Origin of the sequence: Roseateles sp. YR242 (assembly GCF_900109745.1) — a bacterium.
Lineage (GTDB): Bacteria > Pseudomonadota > Gammaproteobacteria > Burkholderiales > Burkholderiaceae_C > Roseateles.
On sequence record NZ_FOAV01000001.1, the window covers coordinates 493,897 to 517,420 of the forward strand.

The window sequence follows — 23,524 nt, forward strand, 5'->3', positions numbered from 1 at the left end:
GGTGACGAAGGGCATGGCTAGATCGACAGGATGCAGCCGCATCTGCTGCGCCGCAGCACGGCGCGCACGCAGTGCCAGGGCATGCGCCTACCGGTGGTTTGATGACATCCATCAGCCGTTGATCACGCTCCTGACAACCTTGATCGGACGAGGTTGCTCCAGGAGCGGCACAATTCCGCCATGACCGATGCTGTCATTCCCCTTCTGGACTTGAGGAAGGTGGGCCGAGTTCCTGCCGTGCCCGCTGCACTCCCGTCCTCTGTCACGCCGGCCGGCCCTCGGCTGGACGCGCGCGGCCGGCCGCTGCGCGACCTGCGCATCTCCGTCACCGACCGCTGCAACTTCCGCTGCAACTACTGCATGCCCAAGGAAGTGTTCGACAAGCACTACCAGTTCCTGCCGCACCGGGACCTGTTGAGCTTCGAGGAAATCACCCGCCTGGCCGCCATCTTTGCAGGCCTGGGCGTGCAGAAATTACGCCTCACCGGCGGGGAGCCGCTGCTGCGGCGCAACATCGAATCCCTGATCGCCCAACTGGCCGTTCTTCGCACACCCGAAGGCGACCCGCTGGACCTGACGCTGACCACCAACGGCTCCTTGCTGGCCCGCAAGGCGCAGGCCCTCAAGGACGCTGGCCTGCAGCGCATCACCGTCAGCCTGGACGCGATGGACGATGCCATCTTCCGCCGCATGAACGATGTGGACTTCCCGGTGGCCGATGTGCTGCACGGGATCGAGACCGCCCTGGCCGTGGGCCTGGCCCCGGTGAAGGTCAACATGGTGGTCAAGCGCGGCACGAATGACGACCAGATCCTGCCGATGGCACGCCACTTCCGGGGCACCGGCGTGACGCTGCGGTTCATTGAATACATGGACGTCGGTACCAGCAACGGCTGGCGCATGGATGAAGTGTTGCCCTCCTCGGACGTGTTGGCCCGCCTGCGCGATGCGATGGACCTGGTGCCGCTGGCGCCGAGCGCCCAGGGCGAAACCGCCACCCGCTGGGGTTATGCAGACGGCAGCGGCGAGATCGGCCTGATCTCCAGTGTCACGCAGGCCTTCTGCGGCGACTGCAACCGCGCCCGCCTCTCCACCGAAGGCCAGCTCTACACCTGCCTCTTCGCGTCCGAAGGCCACGACCTGCGCGGGTTGCTGCGCGGCCAGGGCGAGTGGCCGGCCCGCAGCGACGAAGAGATCAGCGCCGCGCTGGGTGCCCTGTGGGGCCGCCGGGCGGACCGCTACTCCGAGCTGCGCGCCTCGCTTCCTGCCAGCGAGGCCGGGGGCGCCCGGCGCGTGGAAATGCACTACATCGGCGGCTGATGGGCGAACCCCAGACCTCGGCGCGCCCCATCACCGCCTTGATCCTCTGCGGCGGCCGCGGCAGCCGCATGGGCGGCGTGGACAAACCCTTGCAGTCCTTCCATGGCCGGCCGCTGGTGGGGCATGTGCTGGACCGTATCCGTCCTCAGGTGCAAGGGCGTGTGCTGATCAGCGCCAATCGCCACCTGCCGGCCTACCGTGAGTTCGGCCACCCGGTGCTGGCGGATAGCCTGTCGGACTTCCAGGGCCCGCTGGCCGGGCTTCTGGCCGGCCTGGCCCATGTCAACGGCCCGGCCATGACCGCGACGCCGGGCGATGCCTGGCTGCTGTGCGTCAGCGGCGACAGCCCCTGGCTCCCGGTGGATCTGGTGGACCGGCTCTGGCAGGGAGTGGGCGGCGTGAGTGGCCGCAACGACTGCGCCATGGCGCTGGGCCGGGAAGCGCCGGGGGAACCCCTGCGCAGCCAGCCGCTGGCCAGTCTGGTTCATACTCGTCACCACCGCGCCCTGGCGCAGGCGTTGGCGAGCGGTGAGCGCCGGGTGGAAGCCTGGTTGCGCTCACTACCGCTGGCGGAGGTCCCTTTCGACCAGCCGCAGGACGCGTTTGCCTTCGCCAACATCAACGACCGGAGCCAGCTTGAGCGACCCGAGCCCGCCCCTTGAGACACCGCGCACCAGCATGAGCCTGCGGCTCCTTGTCGAGCAGGACCTGCCCGACTACAAGCGCCTGCGCGACGCCATGCTGGCACGCCACGAGTCCGCCTTCACCTCCGACGCGCCCACCGAGATACAGCGTGATGCCGCCAGCTACCGCAGCCGGCTGCATCCACAGGCCGGCGGACGCGCGCTGTTCACGCTGGGGGCGTGGATCGAGGGCGAACTGGTGGGCGCGCTCACCTGTGAGCACGAGGCACGGCAGAAGGTCCGGCATGTGACCCACCTGGTGGGCATGATGGTGGCCGACGCCCATCAAGGCCGTGGCGTCGGCCGCGAGCTGCTGGGCCTGGCGCTGACCATGCTGCGCCGCGAACCGGTGCTGGAAACGGTGACGCTCAGCGTGAGTGCCGGCAACGATGCCGCCATGGCCCTGTACCGACGCTTCGGCTTCAGCCGCTACGGGCATCTCGCCCGCGCCATCCGGCTGAGTGATGGCCGTTATGTCGCCAAGGACCTGATGAGTCTGGATCTCCGGTCCTGAGCCCGCGCCGGTCTGCTCACGTCGGCAAGGCCTGACAGGCCAGCGCGGGCCGGGCGACCAGATCCAGCTCCACCACCAGGGCGTCCTGAATGGCCAGCAGGCCACCCAGCACGCTAAACGGCTGGATGCCGAAGTCGCTCTGCCGCAGCACCAGGCGCCCGCGCGCCTGCAAGGGCCCGTCCCCCTCGGGTGCAAGCGCCTCCACCGGCAGGTCCAGCAGGCGCTCCTGCCCATGCAGGACCACCTTCAGCCGCAGCACCGGCCGTGGCCATGCGGCCTCGACGGCCACGGTCGAGGCCTGCACCACCGGGAAGCGGTCCGCCTCCAGCGCCTTGAGCATGTTGGCCCGGGTGCCGGCAATGTCCGCCTCCGACAGCACCTTTGCGAACTCGCCGCCCATGGCCGTGCGCCACGCTGGCGTGTCCAGCACCAACTGGTCGAGGCGAAAGCCCAGCTCTGCACCAGCCCCCGCCCACCCGTCCTTGGGCAGGTAGACCTGGCCGGCGAGAGGCTGCTCGGCACCGATCACATGGTGATGGCCCAACCCGGCGAGCCGGCCACCGCGAAACACCAGGATGCGCAGCTTGGACTGCGCCGCGTCGATCCCGTAGAGCCGGCCCTCTCCGCTGTGCTGCTGAGCCAGCCAGGCCGGACAGCGCGAGGCCAGCCCTGGCACCCGGCTTGTGTTGGTACTCGTGCTTGGGCCTGGGCTTGCGCCCGGACCAGGAACCGAACCCGAGGCCGAGGCGTAGGCCGAGTCCGACCCCACGCGCGAGGCCGGCGCCGAACTCAGACTACAGCCGGCCACACCGCCCAGCACCCCCACCGAAACGGCACAGACCCAGGCGCGCCAGGCCCCCCTCCAAGGAGGGGGGATGAATCGTTCAACGTCGGACATCCGCCACGGCATAGGGAAAATAGAGAATCCGAAAGTCCGCATTTTGATCGCCATTGCGGAGGGATCGCACTAGCATTGCGGCATCAGGATCCCCCGGAGACCCGCCATGGCACGTGAAGCCACTGACCTGATGGCCCAATACGCGGCCTATCACCGCGACCGCCGCAACATCGCCACGCACTTCGTCGGCATTCCGTTGATCGTGTTTGCGATCGGCGTGCTGCTGGCGCGGGGCCAGATCCACATCGGGGACTGGACCGTGACGCTGGCCTGGGTGGCCTGGGCCGCCGCTGCCGCCTGGTACCTGACCCGGGGCAACCTGGTGCTGGGGCTGGCGACCGCCGTAGTCAATGCCATCCTCATGGCGCTGGCCCATCCATTGGCGGCGGGCACCACGGCCAGTTGGCTTGGCTGGGGCCTGGGCAGCTTCATCCTGGGCTGGGTGATCCAGTTCGTCGGACACTATTACGAGGGACGCAAACCCGCCTTTGTGGACGACATCATCGGCCTGCTGGTGGGGCCGATGTTCGTCGTGGGCGAGGCCCTCTTCGCCTTGGGCTGGGGCCGCGAGCTGCTGGCCGAGATCGAGCGCCGCGCCGGCCCGACGCACCTGCGGGACCTCACGCACCCCGCCTGACCCCGTAGTCAGAAGCTCCGCCTGAGGGTCAGGGCCGGGTCTTGCACAGCAGATTTGTGCAGTGCAGTAAGGCAGATGAGTGCTTGCACAGGGCCTTGCGCCCGGGCGGCGGTGCGCTTATCTTGGCTGCCAGCGCCTTGTGCGCCGTCACCATGCTTCGAAGACACGCCAGGAGGATTCATGAAACCGGTGTCCGAACTGCTGAAGAACCGCGGCCCGAGCGTCTGGCGCATTGCGCCGGAAGCCACCGTGTTCGACGCATTGCATTTGCTGGCCCAGCATGATGTGGGGGCCTTGCTGGTCATGCAGGAAGACCGGCTGCTGGGGATCTTCTCCGAGCGGGACTACACCCGCAAGATCGCCCTTCAGGGCCGCGACTCGCGGCACACGGTGGTGAGTGAGGTGATGACGCCCAGTGTGCTGGTGGTCAAACCCACCACCGAGATGCGGGACTGCATGAGCCTGATGAGCCAGCGCAAGATCCGCCACCTCCCGGTGGTGGATGGCGAGAAGGTCATCGGCATGCTCTCGATACGCGACCTCATGGACGACATCATCGCGGATGACGAACTGACGATCGCGCAGCTGCAGAGCTACATCTACGGCTGATCCGGTCAGCGCACCAGGCGGCCGCCCGAACCCAGGATGGCGAAGTCCACGTAACGGGACGGCGTCGCGTTCTTGCCGAAGGTCAGGCGATGGCCGCCCACGTCGGTCTCGAAGCCACGTTCCAGCACGTCGGTCAGGTTCTGCGGCCCGGGAGTCGTGGTGCGCTCCAGCGCCTTCACCAGCGCCTTGGCGGCAATGAAGCCTTCAATCGAACGCGAGGACAGGTCCGGATCATTGGCGTTCTGGCGCAGGCGTTGGTAGTCACGCACGACTTCGCGGTCCTGGCGGTCGTCGGTGGGCAGCACCAGCGAGAACGCAAAACCACGGGCACGTTCGGCACCCAGCTTGGCCAGCAGGGCCTGCACGTCGATGATGGACATGCCGTACAGACCGGCGTGGCCGCCGGCTGTCTGATAGCGGTTGGTGAATTCGATGGCGGCGGCCGTGGTGGCGGCCAGGAAGATCACGTCAGGCGCCTGCTTGACCATCTCGTCCACCGCCTTGCCCACCTCGACGGTGTTGCGCGCGTAGCCGGTCTGGGCCACCAGCGTCAGGCCGTGGGCCTTCGCCGAGGCCTGAGCACCCGCCAAGGCATCGCGGCCCAGGCCGTCGTCCTGGTAGACCACGCCGATGCGGGTGCGGCCCATCTCGGCCAGTTGCTTGAACAGGCGTTCCACTTCCTCGCGGTAGCTGGCCTTGACCGGGTACATGCCGCGCGCGGTGAGGACGCTGTTGGCGCCGGAGACGGCACCCACCATGGACACGTGGGTCTTTTCCAGCACGCCGTCCTGCTTGAGGGCCTCGAGGTTGGTGGTGCCGACCGTGCCGATCAGGGCCGTCGGATTGTCCTGTTCAATGAGTTCCTTGACCAGGCGCACGGTTTCTTCGGGCTTTTGCGCGTCGTCACGGGTGACGAGCTTGATGCGCTGGCCACGGACGCCACCGCGTGCGTTGACCTCATCGATCCACAGCTTGGCGCCAGCGCGGATCGCCTTGCCGGTCACGGCCTGCGGGCCGGTGAACGGCGCGACCTGCCCAACAACGATATCGGCATAGGCGGCCGGTGCTGCCACCAGGCAAAGAGCGGCGAGCAGACGGCGGGCGCTGCGAGTAAATGCGAGGGTCATGGTCGGTGCGTAATACTTTGCGTCCAGGACCTTTCATTGTCATCAATACGGGGGAGGCCGCTGTGGTGCATGGACGACTCGAAGAGGCTGGTCCCGTGCACGAGTACGCTAAAACGGGCTTGTTGATGCGCGCTTGACGGAGCGTTTGCAGATGAACACCCCACCCCTGCGGGCCCCGACGGCGCCTAGGTTGGTTTCGGTACCACCGCGGCAGTCAGGCGGACTGCGTACGCCCGCATACAAATGGCGGGGACAGGTTGCTCACTGTTACCCCTCCCCTTCCCGTTCAGCGCTCCCTGCAGCCCTTCCTCCTGCCCTTCCTCCAACGTCCCCTCAACGCTGGGCCGCCACCCAATGCGTCAGGGCTGCTTCGCCCCCGGCCTTGGGCGCGCGGGGTTTGGGCGCCTTCAACGGGGTGCCGAGGGCGATCCAACCCACCAGGGTTTCGCCCGGCTCGCAGAAAGCGGCGACCAGGCCGGGATCACGGACCTTGGCACCGGAGAGCATCTTCCCGCCGAAGCCCAGCGCATGTGCGGCATTGAGGAAGTTGGCCAGCGCCCCGCCCAGGGCGACCCACTGCTCGTGGGCGGGCACCTGCGGATGGCCCATGTCCACACGGGCCACCACCGCTACCGTCACCGGGGGGCGCAGGGCCCGCTCCTCGTCCAGGGCCACGCCCGCGTCGTCCTTGCCTGCGCGGCGGGCGGCCTCGCCAAACAGCCGGGACATGTCCTGGCGTGCGTCGCCACTCACCACCTTGAAACGATAGGGCACCAGCTCACCGTGGTCGGGCGCGTGCAGGGCGGCCTCCAGCATCAGCCGAAGTTGCGCCTCGTCCGGCCCGGGTTCGGCGAGGTGTTTGGGGCCGATGGACGCGCGGGTCCGCAGCAGGGTGAGTCCATCCATCGTCATGCCCAACTCCTTCATGTCTTCAACACTCGCTGCACCCGCTGGTCAACGATTCAACTGCCGCCGCGCCGCATATGAACCGGCATCCACCACCATCACCAGCGCCAGCATGGCCAGCACCACCGTGCCAGTCTCGCGCATCTGGAACAGACCCAGGTGGACGGTGAGCATTTGTCCCAGGCCGCCCGCCCCCACCACCCCCAGCACGGTGGCCGCGCGGATGTTGTTCTCCCAGCAGTACAGGGTGTAGCTCAGCAACTGGGGCGCGGCCTGTGGCAGCGTGGCAAACAGAAACACCTGCCAGCGTGCGGCGCCGGCCCAACGCAGGGCCAGGGCATTCTGGGGCGGCGCATTCTCCAGCGCCTCGGCCATCAGGCGGCCCAGTACGCCCGTGGTATGCAGGGCCAGGGCCAGCGTGCCGGGCATCGGGCCCAGGCCGGCCGCGATCAGCAGCATCGAGGCCCACACCAGCTCCGGCACGCTGCGCAGGGCATTCAACAGCAGCCGGGTGAGCAGACGCAGCGCGCCCCTCGGGCGGCTCGCCAGCAAGGCCAGCCCCAGCCCGGCCACCGCAGCCAGGGCGCTGCCCAGGGCGGACATCGCCAGCGTCTCCAGGGCGCCCTGCCCCACCCGGCGCAGGAACGCCGGGGCCAGTTGTGGAGGAAAGAACTCGGCCAGGAACTGGCCCATCTGCGCCAGGGCGGAGAAGCTCAGCCACTGCGCCCCATGCATCGGCAGCGTGGCGAAGCTGGCCACGAACATCACACACAGCGCCGCCAGCAGCACCCACAGCCCCAGGCGCGGCGACGGGCGGCGATGGCCGCCTTCCTCCTGAGCCCCCCGGCTGGGCCGCAGCCAGGCGCTGACCCGGTCCGCCGCCGCCACCAGGGCCATGAACACCAGCAGCAGGGTGATGACCTCGTGGCCGGCCAGCATCTTGTTGGCATTGTCCAGTTGCTGGCCGAGGCCTCCGGCGCCCACAAAACCCAGCACCACCGAGGTCCGGATGGCGCATTCCCAGCGGTAGACGGTGTAGCTCACCAGTTCATCGGCGCAGCCCGGCAAGGTGCCGAAGAAAAACGCCTGAAGACGGCCGGCGCCATTGCGCAGCAGCGCCTGGGTGGGTGCGCCGTCTGCGCTTTCCAGAATCTCCGCATAGACCTTCCCCAGCATGCCGCCGTAGGTCAGCGCAATGGCCAGCACACCCGCACCCGGCCCGAGGCCGATCACCCGCACCAGCATCAGCGCCCACACCATCTCCGGCACCGAACGCAGCACAACCAGCACGGTGCGGATGATGAATCGCAAGCCGGCCGGCAGCGGCCCCATGCGGCCGGTCAGGGCGGAGACGGACAGGCGGGCGGTGCCCAGCAGGGCCAGGGGGATGGCGATCACCCAGGCCAGTGCCAGGCCGGCGGAGGCCATGGCCACCGTGCGCCAGGTGTCGCTGGCCACCAGGGTGAGGAACTCGAGATCCAGACGCGGCGTGAGGAACTGCGACAGGAAGCGGCCGGTGGCCCGCAGGCTGCGGGGCTCCAGCAGTTCCCACAGCCGAAACTCGCACAGCGCCAGCAAGGGCCACAGCACCACGAGCAGGCCGACCACCAGCGTCACGCGGCGCAGCGCCAGCGGGTCGCGTTGCCAGGGGGGTGGCAAGGCCACGGCGGCCGATGGGTTCATCAGCACTGGGTTCCGGGGACAGAATGGGCGGGCAGTGAATGGGCGGAGACCAGGGGCCGTGCGGCATGGGCCTCATCACCCGCATAAAGTGCGGCAATGGCTTCTTCGTCCAGGCCCTGCGGCGGGCCGTCGTAGAACAGCCGGCCGTCGCGCAGGGCAATCACGCGTGGGAACAGATGCCTCGCCAATTCCACCTGATGGAGGCTGCACACGAGCGTGTGGCCCCGGCTGCGGGCCGCCTGTTGCAACACGGACAGGCTGCGCTGCGCGCGTTGCGGGTCCAGCGCCGAGAGCGGTTCGTCCACCAGCCAGAGCGGCGCTTGCGACACCAGGAGCCGGGCCAGTGCCACACGTTGGCGTTCGCCACCGGAGAGTTGATCCACGCGGGACCAGAGGCGGTCGCCCAACTCCAGCGCGGCCAGGGCCTCATGGGCAAGGTGGGCCTGCGCGGCGGACGGGCTGAAAAGCATGCGCAGGCTGCCGCCCAGGCCTGCACCCGGCAACAGGCCGGCCAGCACGGTGGTGGCCACGCGTTGGCGCGGGGGGAACGGTGGGTGTTGCGGCGCCAGCATCAGCTGCCGGCGCAGGCGATGGCGCTGGCGGTGCGGCAGCGCCCAGGCGTCCTGGCCGTCCAGGGTCAATTGGCCGGCGCTGGGGGCCATGGCCAGGGCCAGGGCATGCAGCAAGGAGGTCTTGCCGGCCCCGGAGGGCCCGATCAGGGCGATCTGCTCACCAGCGTGGATGTTCAGGGACAACGGCTGGATCAGGCATTTGCTGCCGGCATCCAGCCGCAGGCTTTCCAGGGCCAGGCGTGGCATGGAGGGTATTACTTCAGCAGTCCGGCGTTCTCGGCGGCCGCCTTGATGCCGATGTAGTTCTCCGGCTTGGTCGGGACGAAGCGGGTGGCACGCTGCAGGGCGAGGATTTCCTTGCCCTCGGGGGTGCTGTCGTTCAGCTTCAGGAACGCCTGCTTGAGCTTCTCCTGGGTGGCGGCCGGCATGTCGGCATGCACGCTCCAGTTGTAGTCGTAGTAGGGGGGCGTGGTGTAGAAGACGCGGACCTCTTTCGGGTCCACCTTCTTTTCACTCACCAGCTTCTCCCACACGGAGATGTTGAGGGCGCCGGCGTCCACCTTGCCACCGGCCACGGCGGCGACCGTGGCGTCATGGGCTCCGGAGAAGCTGATGCGCTTCAGGTCAGATTCCGGATTGATTCTGGCGGCGAGCAGAAAGCTGCGGGGCATCAGGTGGCCGGAGGTGCTGGAGGCGGAGCCGAAGGACAGCGTGTGGCCTTTGAGGTCTTCCAGCTTGTTGATCTTGCTGCCCGCTTCCGTGATGAACACCGAGCGGAACTTTTCATCTTCCTCGCGCTGCACCAGCGGCACGATTTTTCCGCCTGAGCGCACATTGGCCTGGACAAAGGTGAAGCCACCGAACCAGGCCAGGTCGACCTTCTTGCTGGCAACAGCTTCCACGGCGGCGGCATAGTCCGTCACGGGTGTCCATTCCACCTTCACGCCGAGTTCCTTTTCCAGGTACTTGCCCAGCGGAGCGAACTTGCGAGACAGCTCGGTGGGCGACTCATCCGGAATGGCCGTCACCCGCAAGACCGTCTGTGCCTGCACGCCGGCCAGAGAAACCGCTGCGAACCCCGCCACCGCACAGGCGCGCAGTACCCGCCCCGTGGATTGAATGACCGTCATATCGCCTCCTCAACGAAAAATTCGGCGGAGGGGCATAGGAGTCGAACCTATCGGGCAACGCATGGCGCCACCACACCAGGTTTGAAGCCTGGCCGATCCACCGGGATCGTTCCCCCTCCGTTGCGTGCAGCTTCCTCAGGAAAGCTCCGCAGAACTCATGCCGTACTCGCCAGCCCGACCGGTTGCTGGCCTGGCGCCTCATCTTCGTCCAGGAACAGCCGACAGTCGGCCCGTAATTTATGGGCATCGCCCACACGGCGCAGCAGACCGACGCGATCGAAGAACTCCAGCACCTGGATCGCCCGTTTGCGCCCCAGCCCGGTCCTGTCGCGAAACACGGCTGCTGTCACTTCTCCATCATCCAGTGCCGACCCTCGTGCCAGCCGGGCCAGCGATTCGATGTGGGCCGGGGCATAGTACAAGTCCTTCACCACCTGGAACAGCTCACCGCGTTGCGCCAGCCGTGACAGTGTCGTGCGGACGAGGGCCTCCGGTTCCCCGGCATTCTTGGCCAGGTCCCGAGCCCAGGCCCCTTCAAAACCGGCGTCCAGCAACATCGGCATCACCCGCTGCGCCAGGCGTTCATCCAGCGCCGACAACTGCACCCCATGCGCGGGCAGATGGGCCGCCGCACCCGTGATGCCGACCTCCCCCCGCGCCACCAGCTGGTGCACCAGCGCCCGCCACAATGGCTCCGCCAGCCGGGGCAGGCTCAGCCGCCGCCAGCGGGCCAGGTCAGGCCCCAGTTCATCCGGTTGCTGCTGGTGATACAGCGTCAGGCGTTCCAGTGCCAGCTGACGCGCCTGTGCCGTCTGCGCGGCACCGAGCGCCCACAAGGGCCCCTCCAGCCCCGGCACCACACAGACCGAATCGTCTTCCGGTAAGGCCGCACCCAACCAGGTGGCGCGCGCACTGCGCGCCACGCCCTGCGCGGCCGCAAAACGCTGCACATCCACCCCCAGCGGCGCCTGGTCAAGCATGCCCCGCAACCGCTCCGACGGCGTGGCCGACTGCAGCGCCTTCAGTTCCGACAGGCGCTGCGCCGTCCGCCGGTAACGCGCCGGCGCCAGCGGATCCAGCACCGTACCCCCCGCCAACGCGCGCGTGGCGGAGGCATCCCGCAGCACCACGCGGTCTCCGGCCCAGCCACACAGGGGGTGATGCAGCACCAGTTGCACCAAGGCCTCGTTGCCCGGCTGGATGGCGTCCAGCGGCTCGCCGTCCGCGGTGCCCAGCACGGCAATCGAGGCAGTGCTCTGCGAGGCACCCAGGTGCACATGCACCTGTGCCCCGCTGCGCAGCGGCTTCTGCTCATCAAACCAGACCCGCAGGCGCACGTCCATGCGGTCGGACCACAGCGCCACTTCCGGCGCGGCCCACCACTGGCCCCTGGCCACCTGGTCCTTGTCCACGCCCGCCAGCCCCAGGGCCACCCGCTGCCCGGCATGAGCCTGCGTGGCTGCCGCGTTCTGCGCATGCAGGCTGCGTACACGTGCTGGACGCGGGTCCTGGCCAACAGCAGGCGGGATCAACTGCAGCTCTTCACCGATTGACACCTCTCCCGCAAAGGCCGTGCCCGTGCAGACGGTACCGACCCCGGAGAGGCTGAAGACGCGGTCTACAGCGAGCCGGAACCCCTGGCCCGACACCTCCCGGCGGCCGCGTGCACGGGCCTGCGCCAGCAGATGGTCCCGCAGAATGTCCACCCCCTGCCCGGTGGTCGCCGCCACTTCGAACACGGGCGATGCTCGCAAGGCGGTGTGGGCCAGCAGCTCGGCCACCTCGGCGCGGCGTTGCGCGCGCTGGGCCTCGTCCACCCGGTCGCATTTGGTCAGCACCACCGTGCCATGGTCGATGCCCAGCAGGGAGAGCAGCGCCAGATGCTCACGCGTCTGCGGCATGACGCCATCGTCCGCGGCCACCAGCAAGAGCGCATGGTCGATGCCGGTGGCGCCGGACAGCATGGTGTGCACCAGCCGCTCATGGCCAGGCACGTCCACAAAACCCAGGCGCTGGCCCTCGGGGCCTTCCAGGTAGGCATAACCCAGCGCAATGCTGATGCCGCGCTGCTTTTCCTCCGGCAGGCGATCGGTGTCCACGCCGGTGAGCGCCTTCACCAGGGTGGTCTTGCCGTGGTCGATGTGACCCGCGGTGCCGATGATCATGGGCCGGACCTCCGCATCACCGCAAGGCCTCCGCCAACGCCGGCAGTTGCGCCAGGAACTCGGCCTCTCGCTCACCCTCGTCCAGGCAGCGCAGGTCCATCCAGAGTTCGTCCGCCTGCACGCGTGCCACCACCGGCAGCGGCAGCGCACGCAACGCCGTCTGCAGTTCGTCGAGTGCCCGACCGGTGCCTCGTTTGCCGTCCAGCACCGGCGCCACCGCCAGGCCGGCGGATGGCAACGTCTCGACCGGCAGTGAACCGGAGCCGATCTGGCCCCGCATGGCCGCCACCCGCACCTCGAAGCGCGGCGCCAGCGCCCGTTGCAGCGAAGCAAGCACCCGGGCCGCCTGGGCCTCGATCTGCGCCACCGGCCGCGTCAGATGGCGCAGCGTCGGCAAGTCCCGGGTCAGGCGGTCCGGCTTGAGATAAAGCCGCAGCGTGGCCTCCAGCGCCGCCAGCGGCAGCTTGGACAGGCGCAGCGCCCGCTTCATCGGGAACTTGCGGATGCGCTCGATATGCTGACGGGCGCCCACGATCAGCCCGGCTTGCGGGCCACCCAGCAGCTTGTCGCCGCTGAAGGTCACGACATCGCACCCGTCCTTGAGCATCTGCTGCGGCAGCGGTTCGGCCGGCAGGCCCCACTGGGCCAGGTCCACCAGGGAGCCACTGCCCAGGTCCGTCATCAGGGGCACCCCATGCGCCTGGGCGATGGGCGCCAGCGTGGCCTCATCCACTGCGGCGGTGAAGCCCTGGATGGCGTAGTTGCTGGTGTGCACCTTCATCAGCAAGCCGGTGGCAGGGCCGATGGCAGTTTCATAGTCGCGCGCATGGGTGCGGTTGGTGGTGCCCACCTCCACCAGCCTTGCTCCCGCTGCGGCCATCACGTCCGGCATGCGGAAGGCGCCGCCGATCTCCACCAGTTCACCGCGCGAGACGATCACCTCGCGGCCGCCCGCCAGCGCGGCAATGCCCAGCAGCACGGCGGCGGCGTTGTTGTTCACCACCGTCGCGGCCTGTGCGCCAGTGATCTCGCACAGCAGCGATTCGACCAGGCTGTCGCGATCGCCCCGGGCGCCGCGCGCCAGGTCGAACTCCAGGTTGTTGGGCGAGCCCATGCAGGCCAAGATCTGCTGCAGCGCGTCATCCGCCAGCAAGGCGCGGCCCAGATTGGTGTGCAGCACCGTGCCCGTGAGGTTGAGCACTCGGCGCATGTTCGGCGCCAGGCGGGCCTCGCAACGCTGGCGCAGCGCCGCAGGCAACTCCTGCAGACGCGCCAGCGGCAAGCGGCCTTGCAGCGCTTCGGCGCGCCACGCCTCCAGTAGCTCGCGCGCCTGGGCAGCCACCAGCGCATGGCCATGCGCGGCAATCAGCGGCGCGACGGCGGCGTCGCGCAGCAGCCGGTCTACGGCGGGAAGGTCTTTGGGGGCTGCCGGCGCGGGTAGAGGCCGCTCTGTCGAGGGACTCGCCGGGAGACTCGCCGTTGGACCATGGACCATGGATGCCTCGGGCTTCATGCTCAGTGCCCCCCGGGATCGGGTGGCGCCGCACCGGGCGGCCGGTCATCACCGGCCTCCGGCTCACCGAGGACCAGCAAGGGGTTGAAGCCCTGGCGCACCAAGCCCAGTTCCCCCACCAGCAGGTCCAGGGTGAGCGAGGCCAGGTCATCGGCCAGTGGCTCCACCTGCAGGTCTTTTTCCATATAGACCTGTTTGAGGTAGTGGCCGCAACTCTCGCAGCACTCGGCCTGCACGGCTTCATTGGGCAGCTCGCCCTCGTCGTCCACGAGTTGGCGGAAGCTGATGCCCTTGGTGCTTTGACAGTGCGTGCACTTGATGCGCACGTAGTGCCATTGCGTGGCGCACAGGGAGCAGGCCAGGAAACGCTGGCCGGACATCTCCGCGGCCACACGGGTGATGGCGGCGACCGGACGGGAGCCGCAGCACGGGCAGACGGTCGGGTCGTCAATCATCCCGAACGGGGCCAGGTGCTCGCTGTGTTCACTGCGCTGGTAGCGCGCCTGCAGTTGCTGGACCACCCGCACCCAGTGCAGTTGCAGGGCTGCCGCCAGCAGCGGCGCCGCAGCCGGGTCCAGGCCGGGGCCGCCACCGGCCAGCAGGGCCTGGGCCTGGCGCTCCAGCGCCCCGTCATCCAGCGTCAGCAGCTCGGCGGCGAGCGCCTGCACCGGCGGCGGCACCGCCGCCGTGGTCAGGTGCTGCAGAAGTTCACGACACTCGGTTCGCCAGGGGTCTCGCCAGGCGCCCTGGCGGGCGGGGGCCAGGATGTCCAGCGGAGGGACGCCGGCCACCATGGCCTCGGCCAGGTCGCTTTCATTGGGCAGGGCCAGGGGGCGGGCCTGCTTGAGCTGGTCGTGCTGGCGCTGGGCCAGTTCGGCGGCAAACAGCAGGTAGTCCCGCAGGGGATGGTCCTGCGCCAGCTGGCGCAGGCGCAAGGCGCGATCGGCAAACAGACCGGGCTCCGGCAGCCGCAATGGCGCGGCACGCGGGCCCGCGTTCACCGCGATCTCCTCCGGTGTCATTAGACGGATATGAGTGCTGGCCGTCATGCGCGCGGACGCTCCTTCATCTCCTTGTACCACAGCGGATGGTTGTGCTGGGCCCAGCGCTCGGTCACCGTGCCACGGGTCATGGCGCGCAGGGTGCCCTTCACCCAGATGGCGGCATAGATGTGCACGATGACCCCCAGGATCAGCCCGGTGGCGGCCATCGCGTGCAGCAGCACGGCGATGCGCCGCATCAGGATGTTGCCTTCAGGGAACCAGGCATGCCAGAACATGAAACCGGTGACGAGCAACACCAACAGGCACACCACCATCAGCCAGAAGATGCCCTTTTGCCCGGCGTTGTATTTGCCTGCCGGTGGCAGGTGGGACTTGTCCCCGGCCAGCATTTCGCCGCTCTGGCGCACCCATTGGGTGTCGGTAGCGGTCCAGCGGTTGGCCCGCCAGAGCTGCGCTGCCAGCACGGCAAAGGCCAGCACCATCAACAGCCCCATGTAGGGATGCAGGATGCGGGCCCAGGGGCCGCCGCCAAACAGGTTGCTCAGGAAAAACAGGCTGGGGTGGAAGAAGGCCAGGCCCGAGAGCCCGGCACCGAAGAACAGCAGCGCGATGATCCAGTGGTTGATCCGCTGTCCATCTCGATAGCGTTGCAGCATGGTGTGTCTCCTTGCTCAGCCGCGAGGGGCCAGCGGGTCGGTGGGGGCGGTGGGGTCGCTCCGGCCGGCGCTGCGGGCTCGTTCGTCGGCCAGTTCCTCGTCTTCATCGGGGTTGTCATGTCCCGACTCGATCGGGCCCACCTTGATGTAGTGGAAGAACCCCGTCACGGCGGCGCCGATCATGGCCGCCACTGCCAGCGGCTTGGCCGCGCCCTTCCACAAGGCGACCAGCGGGCTGATCTTGGGGTCCTTGGGCAGGCCGTGATAAAGCTCCGGCTGGTCGGCGTGCTGCAGCACATACATGACGTGGGTGCCGCCCACGCCTTGCGGGTCGTAGACACCCGCGTTGTTGTAGCCGCGTTCCTTGAGATCCACGATGCGTTCGGCGGCGAACTCGTGCATGTCTTCCTTGGAGCCGAAGCGGATGGCACCGGTCGGGCAGGCCTTCACGCAGGCCGGCTCCAGGCCGACACCCACGCGGTCGGAACAGAGGCTGCACTTGTAGGCCTTGTTGTCGGCCTTGGAGATGCGCGGCACATCGAACGGGCAGCCCGTCACGCAGTTGCCGCAGCCCACGCAGTGCTCCGAGATGAAATCAACAATACCGTTTTGGTACTTGATGATGGCCCCCGGCGACGGGCAGCTTTTGAGGCAGCCCGGATCCTCGCAGTGCATGCAGCCGTCCTTGCGGATGAGCCATTCCAGGCGGTCCTGCTGGACCTCCACTTCGGAGTAGCGCATGACCGTCCAGGACTGCGGCGACAGGTCGGCGGGGTTGTCGTACACACCGACGTTGTGGCCGACCTCGTCGCGCAGGTCGTTCCACTGCATGCACGCCACCTGGCAGGCCTTGCAGCCGATGCAGGAGGTCACGTCGATGAGCTTGGCCACCTCGATGACATGGGTGCGGGCGTCAGGGCTCGGCAGCGTCGTCGCACTGCGCTTCGCAATATCCAGCGATTGGAGAGATGACATGGTGAACGCTCCTCAGGCCAGGCGGGCGAGCGCCCCCTCGGGGGGCAGTGAACGAACGTGAACGTGGGGGCTCGTCGCCCGTCGCCGGGCCGCCCCAAGGCGGGCGAGCGCCCCCTCGGGGGGCAGTGAACGAACGTGAACGTGGGGGCTCGTCATGATGGGCATGGGCTTGGGCTTGCGCATGGTCTTCATGCCTTTTCGATGTTGACAGTGAAGCTTTTGACCTCCGGCGTCTGCGAATTCGCATCACCCACGAAGGGGGTCAGCGTATTCACCAGATAACCGGGCCTGGCCAGACCCACAAAACCCCAGTGATTCGGCAGGCCCACGGTATGCACCCGCTTGCCGCCCACATCCAGCGACGCCACCCGCTTGGTCACCAGCGCCACGGCCTTGATGGCGCCGCGGTTGGAGCTGACCTTCACGGTATCGCCATTGGCAATGCCCTTCTCCTTGGCGAGTTCCTCACCGATCTCCACGAACTGCTGCGGCTGGATGACCGCGTTCGACCGTGCGTGTTTGGTCCAGTAGTGGAAGTGCTCCGTCAGACGGTAGCTCGTGGCCACATACGGGAACTTGTCCGGCTTTCCGAACTGCTCGAAGTCCGCCTTGAACACCCGCGCGGCCGGATTGCTCTTGGCCTTCGGATTGTTCGGATGCAAGGGGTTGACCTCCAGCGGCGTCTCGAACGGCTCGTAGTGCTCCGGCAGCGGGCCATCCACCATGCCGCTGGGCGCGAACAGGCGCGCCACGCCCTCGGCGGTCATGATGAAGGGGCGCACCGCGTCGGCGTCGTTCGGATTGGCATCCGGACGGATGTCGGGCACGTCGGAGCCGGTCCACTTGTCCCCGGACCAACTGATCAGGCGCCGCTTGGCATTCCAGGGCTTGCCGCTCGGGTCACAGGACGCCGCGTTGTAGAGCACCCGGCGATTGGCCGGCCAGGCCCAGGCCCAACCCAGCGTCTGCCCGATGCCCCATGGATCGGCATTGTCCCGGCGGGCCATCTGGTTGCCCGCCTGCGTCCAGGCCCCCGCGTAGATCCAGCATCCACTGGAGGTGGAGCCGTCGTCCCGCAGCAGCCCAAAGCCGGACAGCTGCTCGCCTGCCTTGGCCAGGACCTTGGTGGCGTCCTTGGGGTCCGTCACGTCCGCCAGCGCCTTGCCGTTGTATTCCATCGCCAGCTCCTCGGCTGAGGGGCTGTTGGGAATCTTGTAGGGCCAGCTCAGGTTGACGATCGGATCCGGATAGGCGCCGCCGTCCTTCTGGTAGAGCGCCCGCATGCGCAGGAACAGCTCGGCGATGATCTCGCCGTCCTGCTTGGCCTCGCCCGGCGGCTCGGCGCCACGCCAGTGCCATTGCAGCCAGCGGCCGGAGTTGGTCAGCGAGCCGTCCTCCTCCGCGAAGCAGGTGCTCGGGAAGCGGAACACCACCGTCTGGATCTCTTCAGTCTTGACGTCGTGGAACTCGCCGTAGTTCTTCCAGAAGTTCGCCGTCTCGGTTTCGAGCGGATCGATGATGACCAGGAACTTCAGCTTCGACAGGCTCTCGACCACCTTGGTCTTGTTGGCCAGAGACCCCACCGGATTGAAACCCTGGCAGATGTAGCCGTTGACCTTGCCCTGATGCATCAGGTCGAAGGTCTGCAGCATGTCGTAGCCCTTGTCCCACTTCGGCAGGTAGTGGAAGGCCCAGTCGTTGTCCTTGGTTGCGGCCTTGCCCCACCATGCCTTTTGCTGGCTGACGAAGAACTTGGGGTAGTTCTGCCAGAAGCTCATCTGGTTGGGGCGCAGGGGCTTGAGCGCGCGGGTCTTGTAGTACGTGTCCAGGTCCTGCTCGCTGTCCTTGGCCAGGCTCATGTAGCCGGTCAGGGAGGTGGAGAGCAGGCCCAGGTCGGTCAGGCCCTGGATGTTGCTGTGGCCGCGCAGCGCATTCATGCCGCCCCCCGGCAGGCCGATGTTGCCCAGCAGCAATTGCACCAGCGCACCGGTGCGAATCATCTGCGAGCCCTGGCTGTGCTGCGTCCAGCCGAGCGCGTACAGGATGGTCATCACCTTGCCTGGCGCAGCGGTCTCCGCGATGGAGGCGCACACCTGCAGGAACTTGTCCTTGGGGGTGCCGGAGATCTGGCTGACCATCTCCGGCGTGTAGCGCGAGAAGTGATGCTTCATCAGCTGCAGCACACAGCGCGGATGCTGCATCGTCGGGTCGACCTTGGCATGGCCGTGCTCATCCACCTCATACGCCCACGAGGCGTTGTTGTAGCTGCGCTTGGCCGCGTCGTAGCCCGAGAACAAGCCGTCCTCGAACTTGTAGGCTTCCCCCACGATGAAGGTGGCGTTGGTGTAGTGCCTGACGTACTCGTGCTGGATCTTGTCGTTGGACAAGAGGTAGTTGATCACCCCACCCAGGAAGGCGATGTCCGACCCCGCACGGATGGGCGCGTAGTAGTCGCTCATGGCCGCCGAGCGCGTGAAGCGCGGGTCCACGACGATGAGCTTCGCCTTGTTGTTGTGCTTGGCCTCGATCACCCACTTGAAACCGCAGGGATGCGCCTCGGCGGCATTGCCGCCCATGATCAGGATCAGGTCCGCATTCTTGATGTCCACCCAATGGTTGGTCATCGCGCCGCGTCCGAACGTCGGGGCCAGACTGGCCACCGTCGGTCCGTGTCAAACGCGCGCTTGATTGTCGAACGCAAGCATCCCCATCGAGCGCATCGCCTTGTGGGTGATGTAGCCCGATTCGTTCGAGGATGCCGATGCACAGAGCATGCCCGTGCTCAACCAGCGGTTGACCGTCTGGCCCTGGGCGTTGGTGGCGATGAAGTTGGCGTCACGATCGGCCTTCATGAGCTTGACGACGCGATCCAGCGCCTCGTCCCAGCTCACGCGCTTCCATTCCTTGGCGCCGGCTTCGCGGATCTCCGGATATTTCAGGCGGTTGGGGCTGTGGACGAAGTCCAGCAGGCCGGCGCCCTTCGGGCACAAGGTGCCTCGGTTGACCGGATGGTCCGGGTCGCCCTCGATGTGGACGATCTCGCTCTTGACGTTCTTGGCCTTGTCGCCAAGCGAATACATGATGAGCCCGCAACCCACCGAGCAATAGGGGCAGGTGTTGCGGGTTTCTGTCGCCCGGGAGAGCTTGAACTGGCGTGTTTCAGCCAATGCGGCGGTGGGTGAAAAACCCAGCGCCACGAGGCTGGAGCCCATGACGGCCGCCCCGCTCACCCGGAAGAAGTGCCTCCGGTTCATGTCCATTTTGAGGATGCCTCCTGAAGTGGCCTTGTCTCATGACCACCCCGGAAAAAATCGCGGCCGGCACGCGGCCCGCAGACAATATTTCCACACAAAGTGGAGGCTTTGTCCAATGGCAATGCCCCTCAGGTGGGGAGTGGCAAACGCCACCCGCACAGGCGTAGACAAATGCGCCGGTTCAGGCGCTCGGTGAGGTGCTCGTTCAGGCGGTGGCGATCAGGTGCTGGCGTCAGGTCGTCTTGGAGATCGTGATGGTCGGGAACTTGGACGAGTAGTCCTTGGCCTGCCCCGCCAGCTTCACCGCCACCTTGCGTGCGATGGCCTTGTAGGCGGCCGCCAGCGCGCTGTCAGGCTCGGCCACCACGGTGGGCTTGCCGCTGTCGGCCTGCTCGCGGATGGACAGCGCCAGGGGCAATGAACCCAGCAGCTCCATGCCGTATTGCTGCGCCATGCGCTCACCGCCCCCGCTGCCGAAAATGTGCTCGGCATGGCCGCAGTTGCTGCAGATGTGCACGGCCATGTTTTCGACGATGCCCAGGATGGGCACGCCCACCTTCTCGAACATCTTTAGGCCCTTCTTCGCATCGATCAGGGCAATGTCCTGCGGCGTCGTCACGATCACCGACCCACTCACAGGCACCCGCTGGGACAGCGTCAGCTGGATGTCGCCGGTACCCGGCGGCATGTCGATGACGAGGTAGTCCAGGTCGCGCCAGCGCGTCTGGCGCAGCAGTTGCTCCAGCGCCTGCGTGGCCATCGGCCCACGCCACACCATGGCCTGGTCTTCCTCCACCAGGAAGCCGATGGACATGAGCTGCAGACCATGGGAGACCAGCGGCTCCATGGTCTGGCCATCCGTACTCTCCGGCCGGCCCTGGATACCCAGCATCAGCGGCAGGCTGGGGCCGTAGATGTCAGCATCCAGCAGGCCGACCGTGGCGCCTTCGGCCGCCAGCGCCAGCGCCAGGTTGGCGGCCGTGGTGCTCTTTCCCACGCCGCCCTTGCCCGAGGCCACCGCCACGATGTTCTTCACACCCGGCAGCAGCTGAACGCCACGCTGCACCGCGTGCGCGATGATCTTGCTGCTCAGGCTCACGCTGACGTTACCCACGCCCGCCACCGTGCGCGCGGCCGCCACAAGGGCGGTACGCAGACCATCGATCTGGCTGGCGGCTGGATAACCGAGCTCGACCTCGAAGCTGACAGCATCGCCCAGCACCCGCAGGTTCTTGAGCTGACGTGTCGTGACGAAATCTCGGCCGGTGTTGGGGTCGACAACCTGTTGAAGCGCTGCCAGCAGGGTGGCTTCTTGAATCTGGGACATGCGTAGCCTTGGGAATTTGCCCGGCAGTCTAGCCCAGGTCAGGAATCTGGCCGGTTGGCGCTGCGGTACCCCTGCTCGGCGTCAGCTTTCGCAGCGGCAAGGGATACCCCTCCAAATCTGCCGCCAGCGCTACATTCCGGGAACGTTGCCTTGATGAAATACGAGGCTGAAATGTGAGATTGAAATGCAAAAAGGGACACAGCAAGCTGTGTCCCTTCAGGGAATCGACGACTGTGCGATGAATGGTATTCAACCATCACAGCCTCGATATCGGTGGTGGGCCCTGAGTGACTCGAACACTCGACCTACGGATTAAGAGTCCGCTGCTCTACCAACTGAGCTAAGAGCCCGATATCTTTCCGAGAATCTCGGTTTGACTATTCATCTGACGAGGGCGCCAGACGATGTCAACAATTTCAAACAACCGTCGTGCATGGTATCAGTGGTGGGCCCTGAGTGACTCGAACACTCGACCTACGGATTAAGAGTCCGCTGCTCTACCAACTGAGCTAAGAGCCCCTGATTCCACTACGGGCCATATTATGAATCATATTATGGTCCGCCAACGTCATCTTCACTAAATAATTCGATGAATTAATCACTGAAGACTGCAAACATGGTGGGTCGTGCAGGATTCGAACCTGCGACCAACGGATTAAAAGTCCGCTGCTCTACCGACTGAGCTAACGACCCGGAAAGTGACCCCGGGAAATGACCCGGAAAGTCTTAGAGCCCACTACCGGCTTATTCTGCTTCGCATCGTTGCTTGGCATCATGCTTCGCACCAAAATGCGCTGCGGCCGGTAGTTTGCCCTGCCTCTTCGAGGTGTTTGCCCCTCAGCAGAGCCGCAGATTATAGAGCGCTTTTTTCGCGCCGCGCAAGTGCCTTCAAATATTGCGTCACAAGCTCCGCAGCCGCCACCATTCCGAAGCCGGCAGTGACCGCCACACTGGAGCCATAGCCATGGCAGTTGAGGCTGCCATCCATGTCGCAGGACTCATCCGGCCGGCGCACCGGCTCGCGCGAGAACACGCAACGCACGGTCATGGGGCCCTGCTTGGGCAACCCATGCAGCTTGCGCAGCCGCTGACGCAAGCTGGCCAGCAGCGGGTCGTGGGTCGTCTCGGCAAGGTCCAGCACTTCGACGTCTTGCGGCCGCTGCTTGCCGCCTGCGGCGCCCACGCAGAGGTGGGGCAGCTTCAGGCGGCGAGCCCATGCCGCCAGTTGCGCCTTGGCGCGCACCTGGTCGCAGGCGTCCACGATGCCGTCGATCTCGACGTCACCCAGCAGCGCCGGCCAGTTCTCCTCGTCCACGAACTCCTCGATGGTGATCACCTCGCAACCGGGGTGAATGTCCGCCACCCGCTGCCGCAAGGCTTCCGACTTGGCCATGCCCAGCGTGCTGCCCAGCGCTTGCACCTGGCGATTGATGTTGGACTCCGCCACATGGTCCAGGTCGATCAGCACCAACCGGGCCACGCCCATGCGTGCCAGCGCCTCCACCACCCAGGACCCCACGCCGCCCAGCCCCACCACGGCGAAGCGCGCGGCGCGCAGGTGCTGATAGTCGCGTTCGCCATGGAGGCGCCGCAGGCCGCCAAAACGGCGTTCGCTGTCGGCGTCGAGGTCGACGGGCGGCGGCGGGGTGTTTGGGATCTCGGTCATGCCGATCATCGTCTCAGAAGCAACAAAGCCCCGCTGGGCGTCCGGCGAGGCTTGGGAACGGTGGCCCGTTGGATGGGGCCACCGAAGAGATTGAAGCTGCTGCTCAGCGCAGCGAAGCGATACGTTCCTTGGCGGCACGGGCCGCTTCGGAGTTGGGATAGGCCTTGATCAGATCGTCCAGCGTCTTGCGGGCGCTCTTGGTGTCCTTCAGCTCCACTTGGCAATTGGCAATCGCCAGCAGGCTTTCAGGGGCACGGGCGTGATCCGGGTTGGACGCCACAAAGGTCTTGAAGGTCGCAATCGCGCTCTTGTAGTCGCGCTTGCCGTATTGCGCATTACCCAGCCAGAAGCGCACGGAGTCGCTGTAGCCACTGGCGGGGAAACGCTGCAGGAATGAGGTGTAGGCCGACACGGCTTCGTTGAAGTCGCCGTTGCGGATCAGGCCCATCGCGGCATCGAATTGCCGCTTCTCTTCCGGGTCGGCCTGGAATTCCTTGCCGTCCACGGAGACTTTCTGCGGCTCCAGCGGGCGCAGCCGGTTGTCCAGCGTGGCGGACTGGTCAGACACCTTGCGTTGGGTCTCCGACAGGTCTCGCGCCAACTGCTCGTTCTGGCCGCGCAGCTTGGCGATCTCGGACCGCAGGCCGTCGATCTGGCCGGAGAGATCCAGCAGGCCACGTTGCGTAGTGGCCAGCTGGTTCTGGAGCTGCTCGATACGTGCACGCTGCGCGTCCTCGCTCTGCGACTGCTTGGCGCGGAGGTCCAGGATGGCCTTGCGGGCCTCGTCGTCCTCAAACAGCGCGGCCTGGGCCGGAACCATGACGGTCCAGGCCATGGCCGCGCCCACCATCCATTCACGAGGGCGAGGGAAACGCAGCATGCTCA

Annotated in this window: 20 protein-coding genes and 4 tRNA genes; 5 read left to right on the plus strand and 19 right to left on the minus strand. The window is 66.8% G+C overall.

Annotated features, from left to right (window positions below):
• Positions 1-180: 180 nt before the first annotated feature.
• From moaA to BMY53_RS02140, 3 genes are read left to right on the plus strand one after another with little or no spacing between them, the layout of a single operon-like run.
• Positions 181-1,320 (plus strand): GTP 3',8-cyclase MoaA, encoded by a 1,140-nt coding sequence (gene moaA, locus BMY53_RS02130; RefSeq protein ID WP_092943132.1) that lies wholly within the window; start codon positions 181-183, stop codon positions 1,318-1,320.
• On the plus strand, positions 1,320-1,982 hold the full coding sequence (gene mobA, locus BMY53_RS02135; protein ID WP_092943134.1) for a molybdenum cofactor guanylyltransferase MobA: 663 nt from the start codon (positions 1,320-1,322) through the stop codon (positions 1,980-1,982). The genes moaA and mobA overlap by 1 nt, the downstream gene beginning before the upstream one ends.
• A 16-nt stretch (positions 1,983-1,998) precedes the next feature.
• The gene (locus BMY53_RS02140) at positions 1,999-2,517 is read left to right on the plus strand and encodes a GNAT family N-acetyltransferase (RefSeq protein WP_092943136.1); all 519 of its coding nucleotides are present in this window, start codon (positions 1,999-2,001) and stop codon (positions 2,515-2,517) included.
• A gap of 16 nt (positions 2,518-2,533) precedes the next feature.
• Here the strand turns inward: BMY53_RS02140 and BMY53_RS02145 are convergent, their stop codons facing one another.
• Complete coding sequence (locus BMY53_RS02145) at positions 2,534-3,193, minus strand: YceI family protein (protein WP_092943138.1); 660 nt, start codon at positions 3,191-3,193, stop codon at positions 2,534-2,536.
• 328 nt (positions 3,194-3,521) lie between these two features.
• Here BMY53_RS02145 and BMY53_RS02150 point away from each other — a divergent pair, with 328 nt between their 5' ends.
• A complete protein-coding gene (locus BMY53_RS02150) occupies positions 3,522-4,052 on the plus strand; it encodes an Mpo1 family 2-hydroxy fatty acid dioxygenase (protein WP_092943140.1) in 531 nt (176 codons plus the stop codon).
• A 180-nt stretch (positions 4,053-4,232) separates the two neighbouring features.
• Complete coding sequence (locus tag BMY53_RS02155) at positions 4,233-4,661, plus strand: CBS domain-containing protein (RefSeq protein ID WP_092943142.1); 429 nt, start codon at positions 4,233-4,235, stop codon at positions 4,659-4,661.
• A 5-nt stretch (positions 4,662-4,666) separates the two neighbouring features.
• On the opposite strand, the gene BMY53_RS02160 is transcribed toward BMY53_RS02155, so the two are convergent.
• From BMY53_RS02160 to ybgF, 18 genes are all read right to left on the minus strand, one after another.
• Positions 4,667-5,788 (minus strand): ABC transporter substrate-binding protein, encoded by a 1,122-nt coding sequence (locus tag BMY53_RS02160; RefSeq protein ID WP_092943144.1) that lies wholly within the window; start codon positions 5,786-5,788, stop codon positions 4,667-4,669.
• 333 nt (positions 5,789-6,121) lie between these two features.
• Positions 6,122-6,700 (minus strand): nitroreductase family protein, encoded by a 579-nt coding sequence (locus tag BMY53_RS02165; RefSeq protein WP_255369990.1) that lies wholly within the window; start codon positions 6,698-6,700, stop codon positions 6,122-6,124.
• A gap of 42 nt (positions 6,701-6,742) precedes the next feature.
• The gene (phnE, locus tag BMY53_RS02170; protein ID WP_092943146.1) at positions 6,743-8,377 is read right to left on the minus strand and encodes a phosphonate ABC transporter, permease protein PhnE; all 1,635 of its coding nucleotides are present in this window, start codon (positions 8,375-8,377) and stop codon (positions 6,743-6,745) included.
• Positions 8,377-9,195, minus strand: coding sequence for an ATP-binding cassette domain-containing protein (locus tag BMY53_RS02175; RefSeq protein ID WP_092943148.1), 819 nt, complete (start codon positions 9,193-9,195; stop codon positions 8,377-8,379). The genes phnE and BMY53_RS02175 overlap by 1 nt, the downstream gene beginning before the upstream one ends.
• 8 nt (positions 9,196-9,203) lie before the next feature.
• Positions 9,204-10,079 (minus strand): putative selenate ABC transporter substrate-binding protein, encoded by an 876-nt coding sequence (locus tag BMY53_RS02180; protein WP_092943150.1) that lies wholly within the window; start codon positions 10,077-10,079, stop codon positions 9,204-9,206.
• 25 nt (positions 10,080-10,104) lie between these two features.
• Positions 10,105-10,198 (minus strand) — tRNA-Sec (locus BMY53_RS25825).
• Positions 10,199-10,234: 36 nt separating this feature from the next.
• Positions 10,235-12,244 (minus strand): selenocysteine-specific translation elongation factor, encoded by a 2,010-nt coding sequence (gene selB, locus BMY53_RS02185; protein WP_092943152.1) that lies wholly within the window; start codon positions 12,242-12,244, stop codon positions 10,235-10,237.
• 16 nt (positions 12,245-12,260) lie between these two features.
• Positions 12,261-13,739: an L-seryl-tRNA(Sec) selenium transferase gene (selA, locus tag BMY53_RS02190; protein WP_255369991.1), complete on the minus strand. Its 1,479-nt coding sequence runs from the start codon at positions 13,737-13,739 to the stop codon at positions 12,261-12,263.
• A 20-nt stretch (positions 13,740-13,759) separates the two neighbouring features.
• On the minus strand, positions 13,760-14,806 hold the full coding sequence (gene fdhE / locus BMY53_RS02195; protein WP_092943156.1) for a formate dehydrogenase accessory protein FdhE: 1,047 nt from the start codon (positions 14,804-14,806) through the stop codon (positions 13,760-13,762).
• A complete protein-coding gene (locus BMY53_RS02200; protein ID WP_092943158.1) occupies positions 14,803-15,417 on the minus strand; it encodes a formate dehydrogenase subunit gamma in 615 nt (204 codons plus the stop codon). Before BMY53_RS02200 ends, fdhE begins: the two co-directional genes overlap by 4 nt.
• Positions 15,418-15,432: 15 nt before the next feature.
• Positions 15,433-16,392, minus strand: a complete 960-nt coding sequence (fdxH, locus tag BMY53_RS02205; protein ID WP_092943160.1) for a formate dehydrogenase subunit beta — start codon at positions 16,390-16,392, stop codon at positions 15,433-15,435.
• A gap of 188 nt (positions 16,393-16,580) precedes the next feature.
• Positions 16,581-19,652, minus strand: coding sequence for a formate dehydrogenase-N subunit alpha (fdnG, locus tag BMY53_RS02210; RefSeq protein WP_143073880.1), 3,072 nt, complete (start codon positions 19,650-19,652; stop codon positions 16,581-16,583).
• A gap of 226 nt (positions 19,653-19,878) precedes the next feature.
• Positions 19,879-20,973 carry an iron-sulfur cluster carrier protein ApbC gene (gene apbC, locus BMY53_RS02220; RefSeq protein WP_092943166.1) on the minus strand — a complete coding sequence of 365 codons (1,095 nt, stop codon included), beginning with the start codon at positions 20,971-20,973 and terminating at the stop codon, positions 19,879-19,881.
• A gap of 274 nt (positions 20,974-21,247) precedes the next feature.
• A tRNA-Lys gene (locus tag BMY53_RS02225) sits at positions 21,248-21,323 on the minus strand.
• 93 nt (positions 21,324-21,416) lie between these two features.
• Positions 21,417-21,492, minus strand: a tRNA-Lys gene (locus BMY53_RS02230).
• 98 nt (positions 21,493-21,590) lie between these two features.
• Positions 21,591-21,666: transfer RNA gene (locus BMY53_RS02235), tRNA-Lys, on the minus strand.
• Positions 21,667-21,826: 160 nt separating this feature from the next.
• Complete coding sequence (locus BMY53_RS02240) at positions 21,827-22,639, minus strand: tRNA threonylcarbamoyladenosine dehydratase (protein ID WP_092943747.1); 813 nt, start codon at positions 22,637-22,639, stop codon at positions 21,827-21,829.
• A 103-nt stretch (positions 22,640-22,742) separates the two neighbouring features.
• The gene (gene ybgF / locus BMY53_RS02245) at positions 22,743-23,519 is read right to left on the minus strand and encodes a tol-pal system protein YbgF (RefSeq protein WP_255369992.1); all 777 of its coding nucleotides are present in this window, start codon (positions 23,517-23,519) and stop codon (positions 22,743-22,745) included.
• Between the last annotated feature and the right edge of the window lie 5 nt (positions 23,520-23,524).

Bases quoted from the DNA above. Each gene is read 5' to 3' on its own strand.
- moaA (WP_092943132.1), top strand. From the start codon at position 181: ATGACCGATGCTGTCATTCCCCTTCTGGACTTGAGGAAGGTGGGCCGA.
- mobA (WP_092943134.1), top strand. From the start codon at position 1,320: ATGGGCGAACCCCAGACCTCGGCGCGCCCCATCACCGCCTTGATCCTC.
- BMY53_RS02140 (WP_092943136.1), top strand. From the start codon at position 1,999: ATGAGCCTGCGGCTCCTTGTCGAGCAGGACCTGCCCGACTACAAGCGC.
- BMY53_RS02150 (WP_092943140.1), top strand. From the start codon at position 3,522: ATGGCACGTGAAGCCACTGACCTGATGGCCCAATACGCGGCCTATCAC.
- BMY53_RS02155 (WP_092943142.1), top strand. From the start codon at position 4,233: ATGAAACCGGTGTCCGAACTGCTGAAGAACCGCGGCCCGAGCGTCTGG.
- BMY53_RS02160 (WP_092943144.1), bottom strand. From the start codon at position 5,788: ATGACCCTCGCATTTACTCGCAGCGCCCGCCGTCTGCTCGCCGCTCTT.
- BMY53_RS02165 (WP_255369990.1), bottom strand. From the start codon at position 6,700: ATGACGATGGATGGACTCACCCTGCTGCGGACCCGCGCGTCCATCGGC.
- phnE (WP_092943146.1), bottom strand. From the start codon at position 8,377: ATGAACCCATCGGCCGCCGTGGCCTTGCCACCCCCCTGGCAACGCGAC.
- BMY53_RS02175 (WP_092943148.1), bottom strand. From the start codon at position 9,195: ATGCCACGCCTGGCCCTGGAAAGCCTGCGGCTGGATGCCGGCAGCAAA.
- BMY53_RS02180 (WP_092943150.1), bottom strand. From the start codon at position 10,079: ATGACGGTCATTCAATCCACGGGGCGGGTACTGCGCGCCTGTGCGGTG.
- selB (WP_092943152.1), bottom strand. From the start codon at position 12,244: ATGATCATCGGCACCGCGGGTCACATCGACCACGGCAAGACCACCCTG.
- selA (WP_255369991.1), bottom strand. From the start codon at position 13,739: ATGGTCCATGGTCCAACGGCGAGTCTCCCGGCGAGTCCCTCGACAGAG.
- fdhE (WP_092943156.1), bottom strand. From the start codon at position 14,806: ATGACGGCCAGCACTCATATCCGTCTAATGACACCGGAGGAGATCGCG.
- BMY53_RS02200 (WP_092943158.1), bottom strand. From the start codon at position 15,417: ATGCTGCAACGCTATCGAGATGGACAGCGGATCAACCACTGGATCATC.
- fdxH (WP_092943160.1), bottom strand. From the start codon at position 16,392: ATGTCATCTCTCCAATCGCTGGATATTGCGAAGCGCAGTGCGACGACG.
- apbC (WP_092943166.1), bottom strand. From the start codon at position 20,973: ATGTCCCAGATTCAAGAAGCCACCCTGCTGGCAGCGCTTCAACAGGTT.
- BMY53_RS02240 (WP_092943747.1), bottom strand. From the start codon at position 22,639: ATGACCGAGATCCCAAACACCCCGCCGCCGCCCGTCGACCTCGACGCC.
- ybgF (WP_255369992.1), bottom strand. From the start codon at position 23,519: ATGCTGCGTTTCCCTCGCCCTCGTGAATGGATGGTGGGCGCGGCCATG.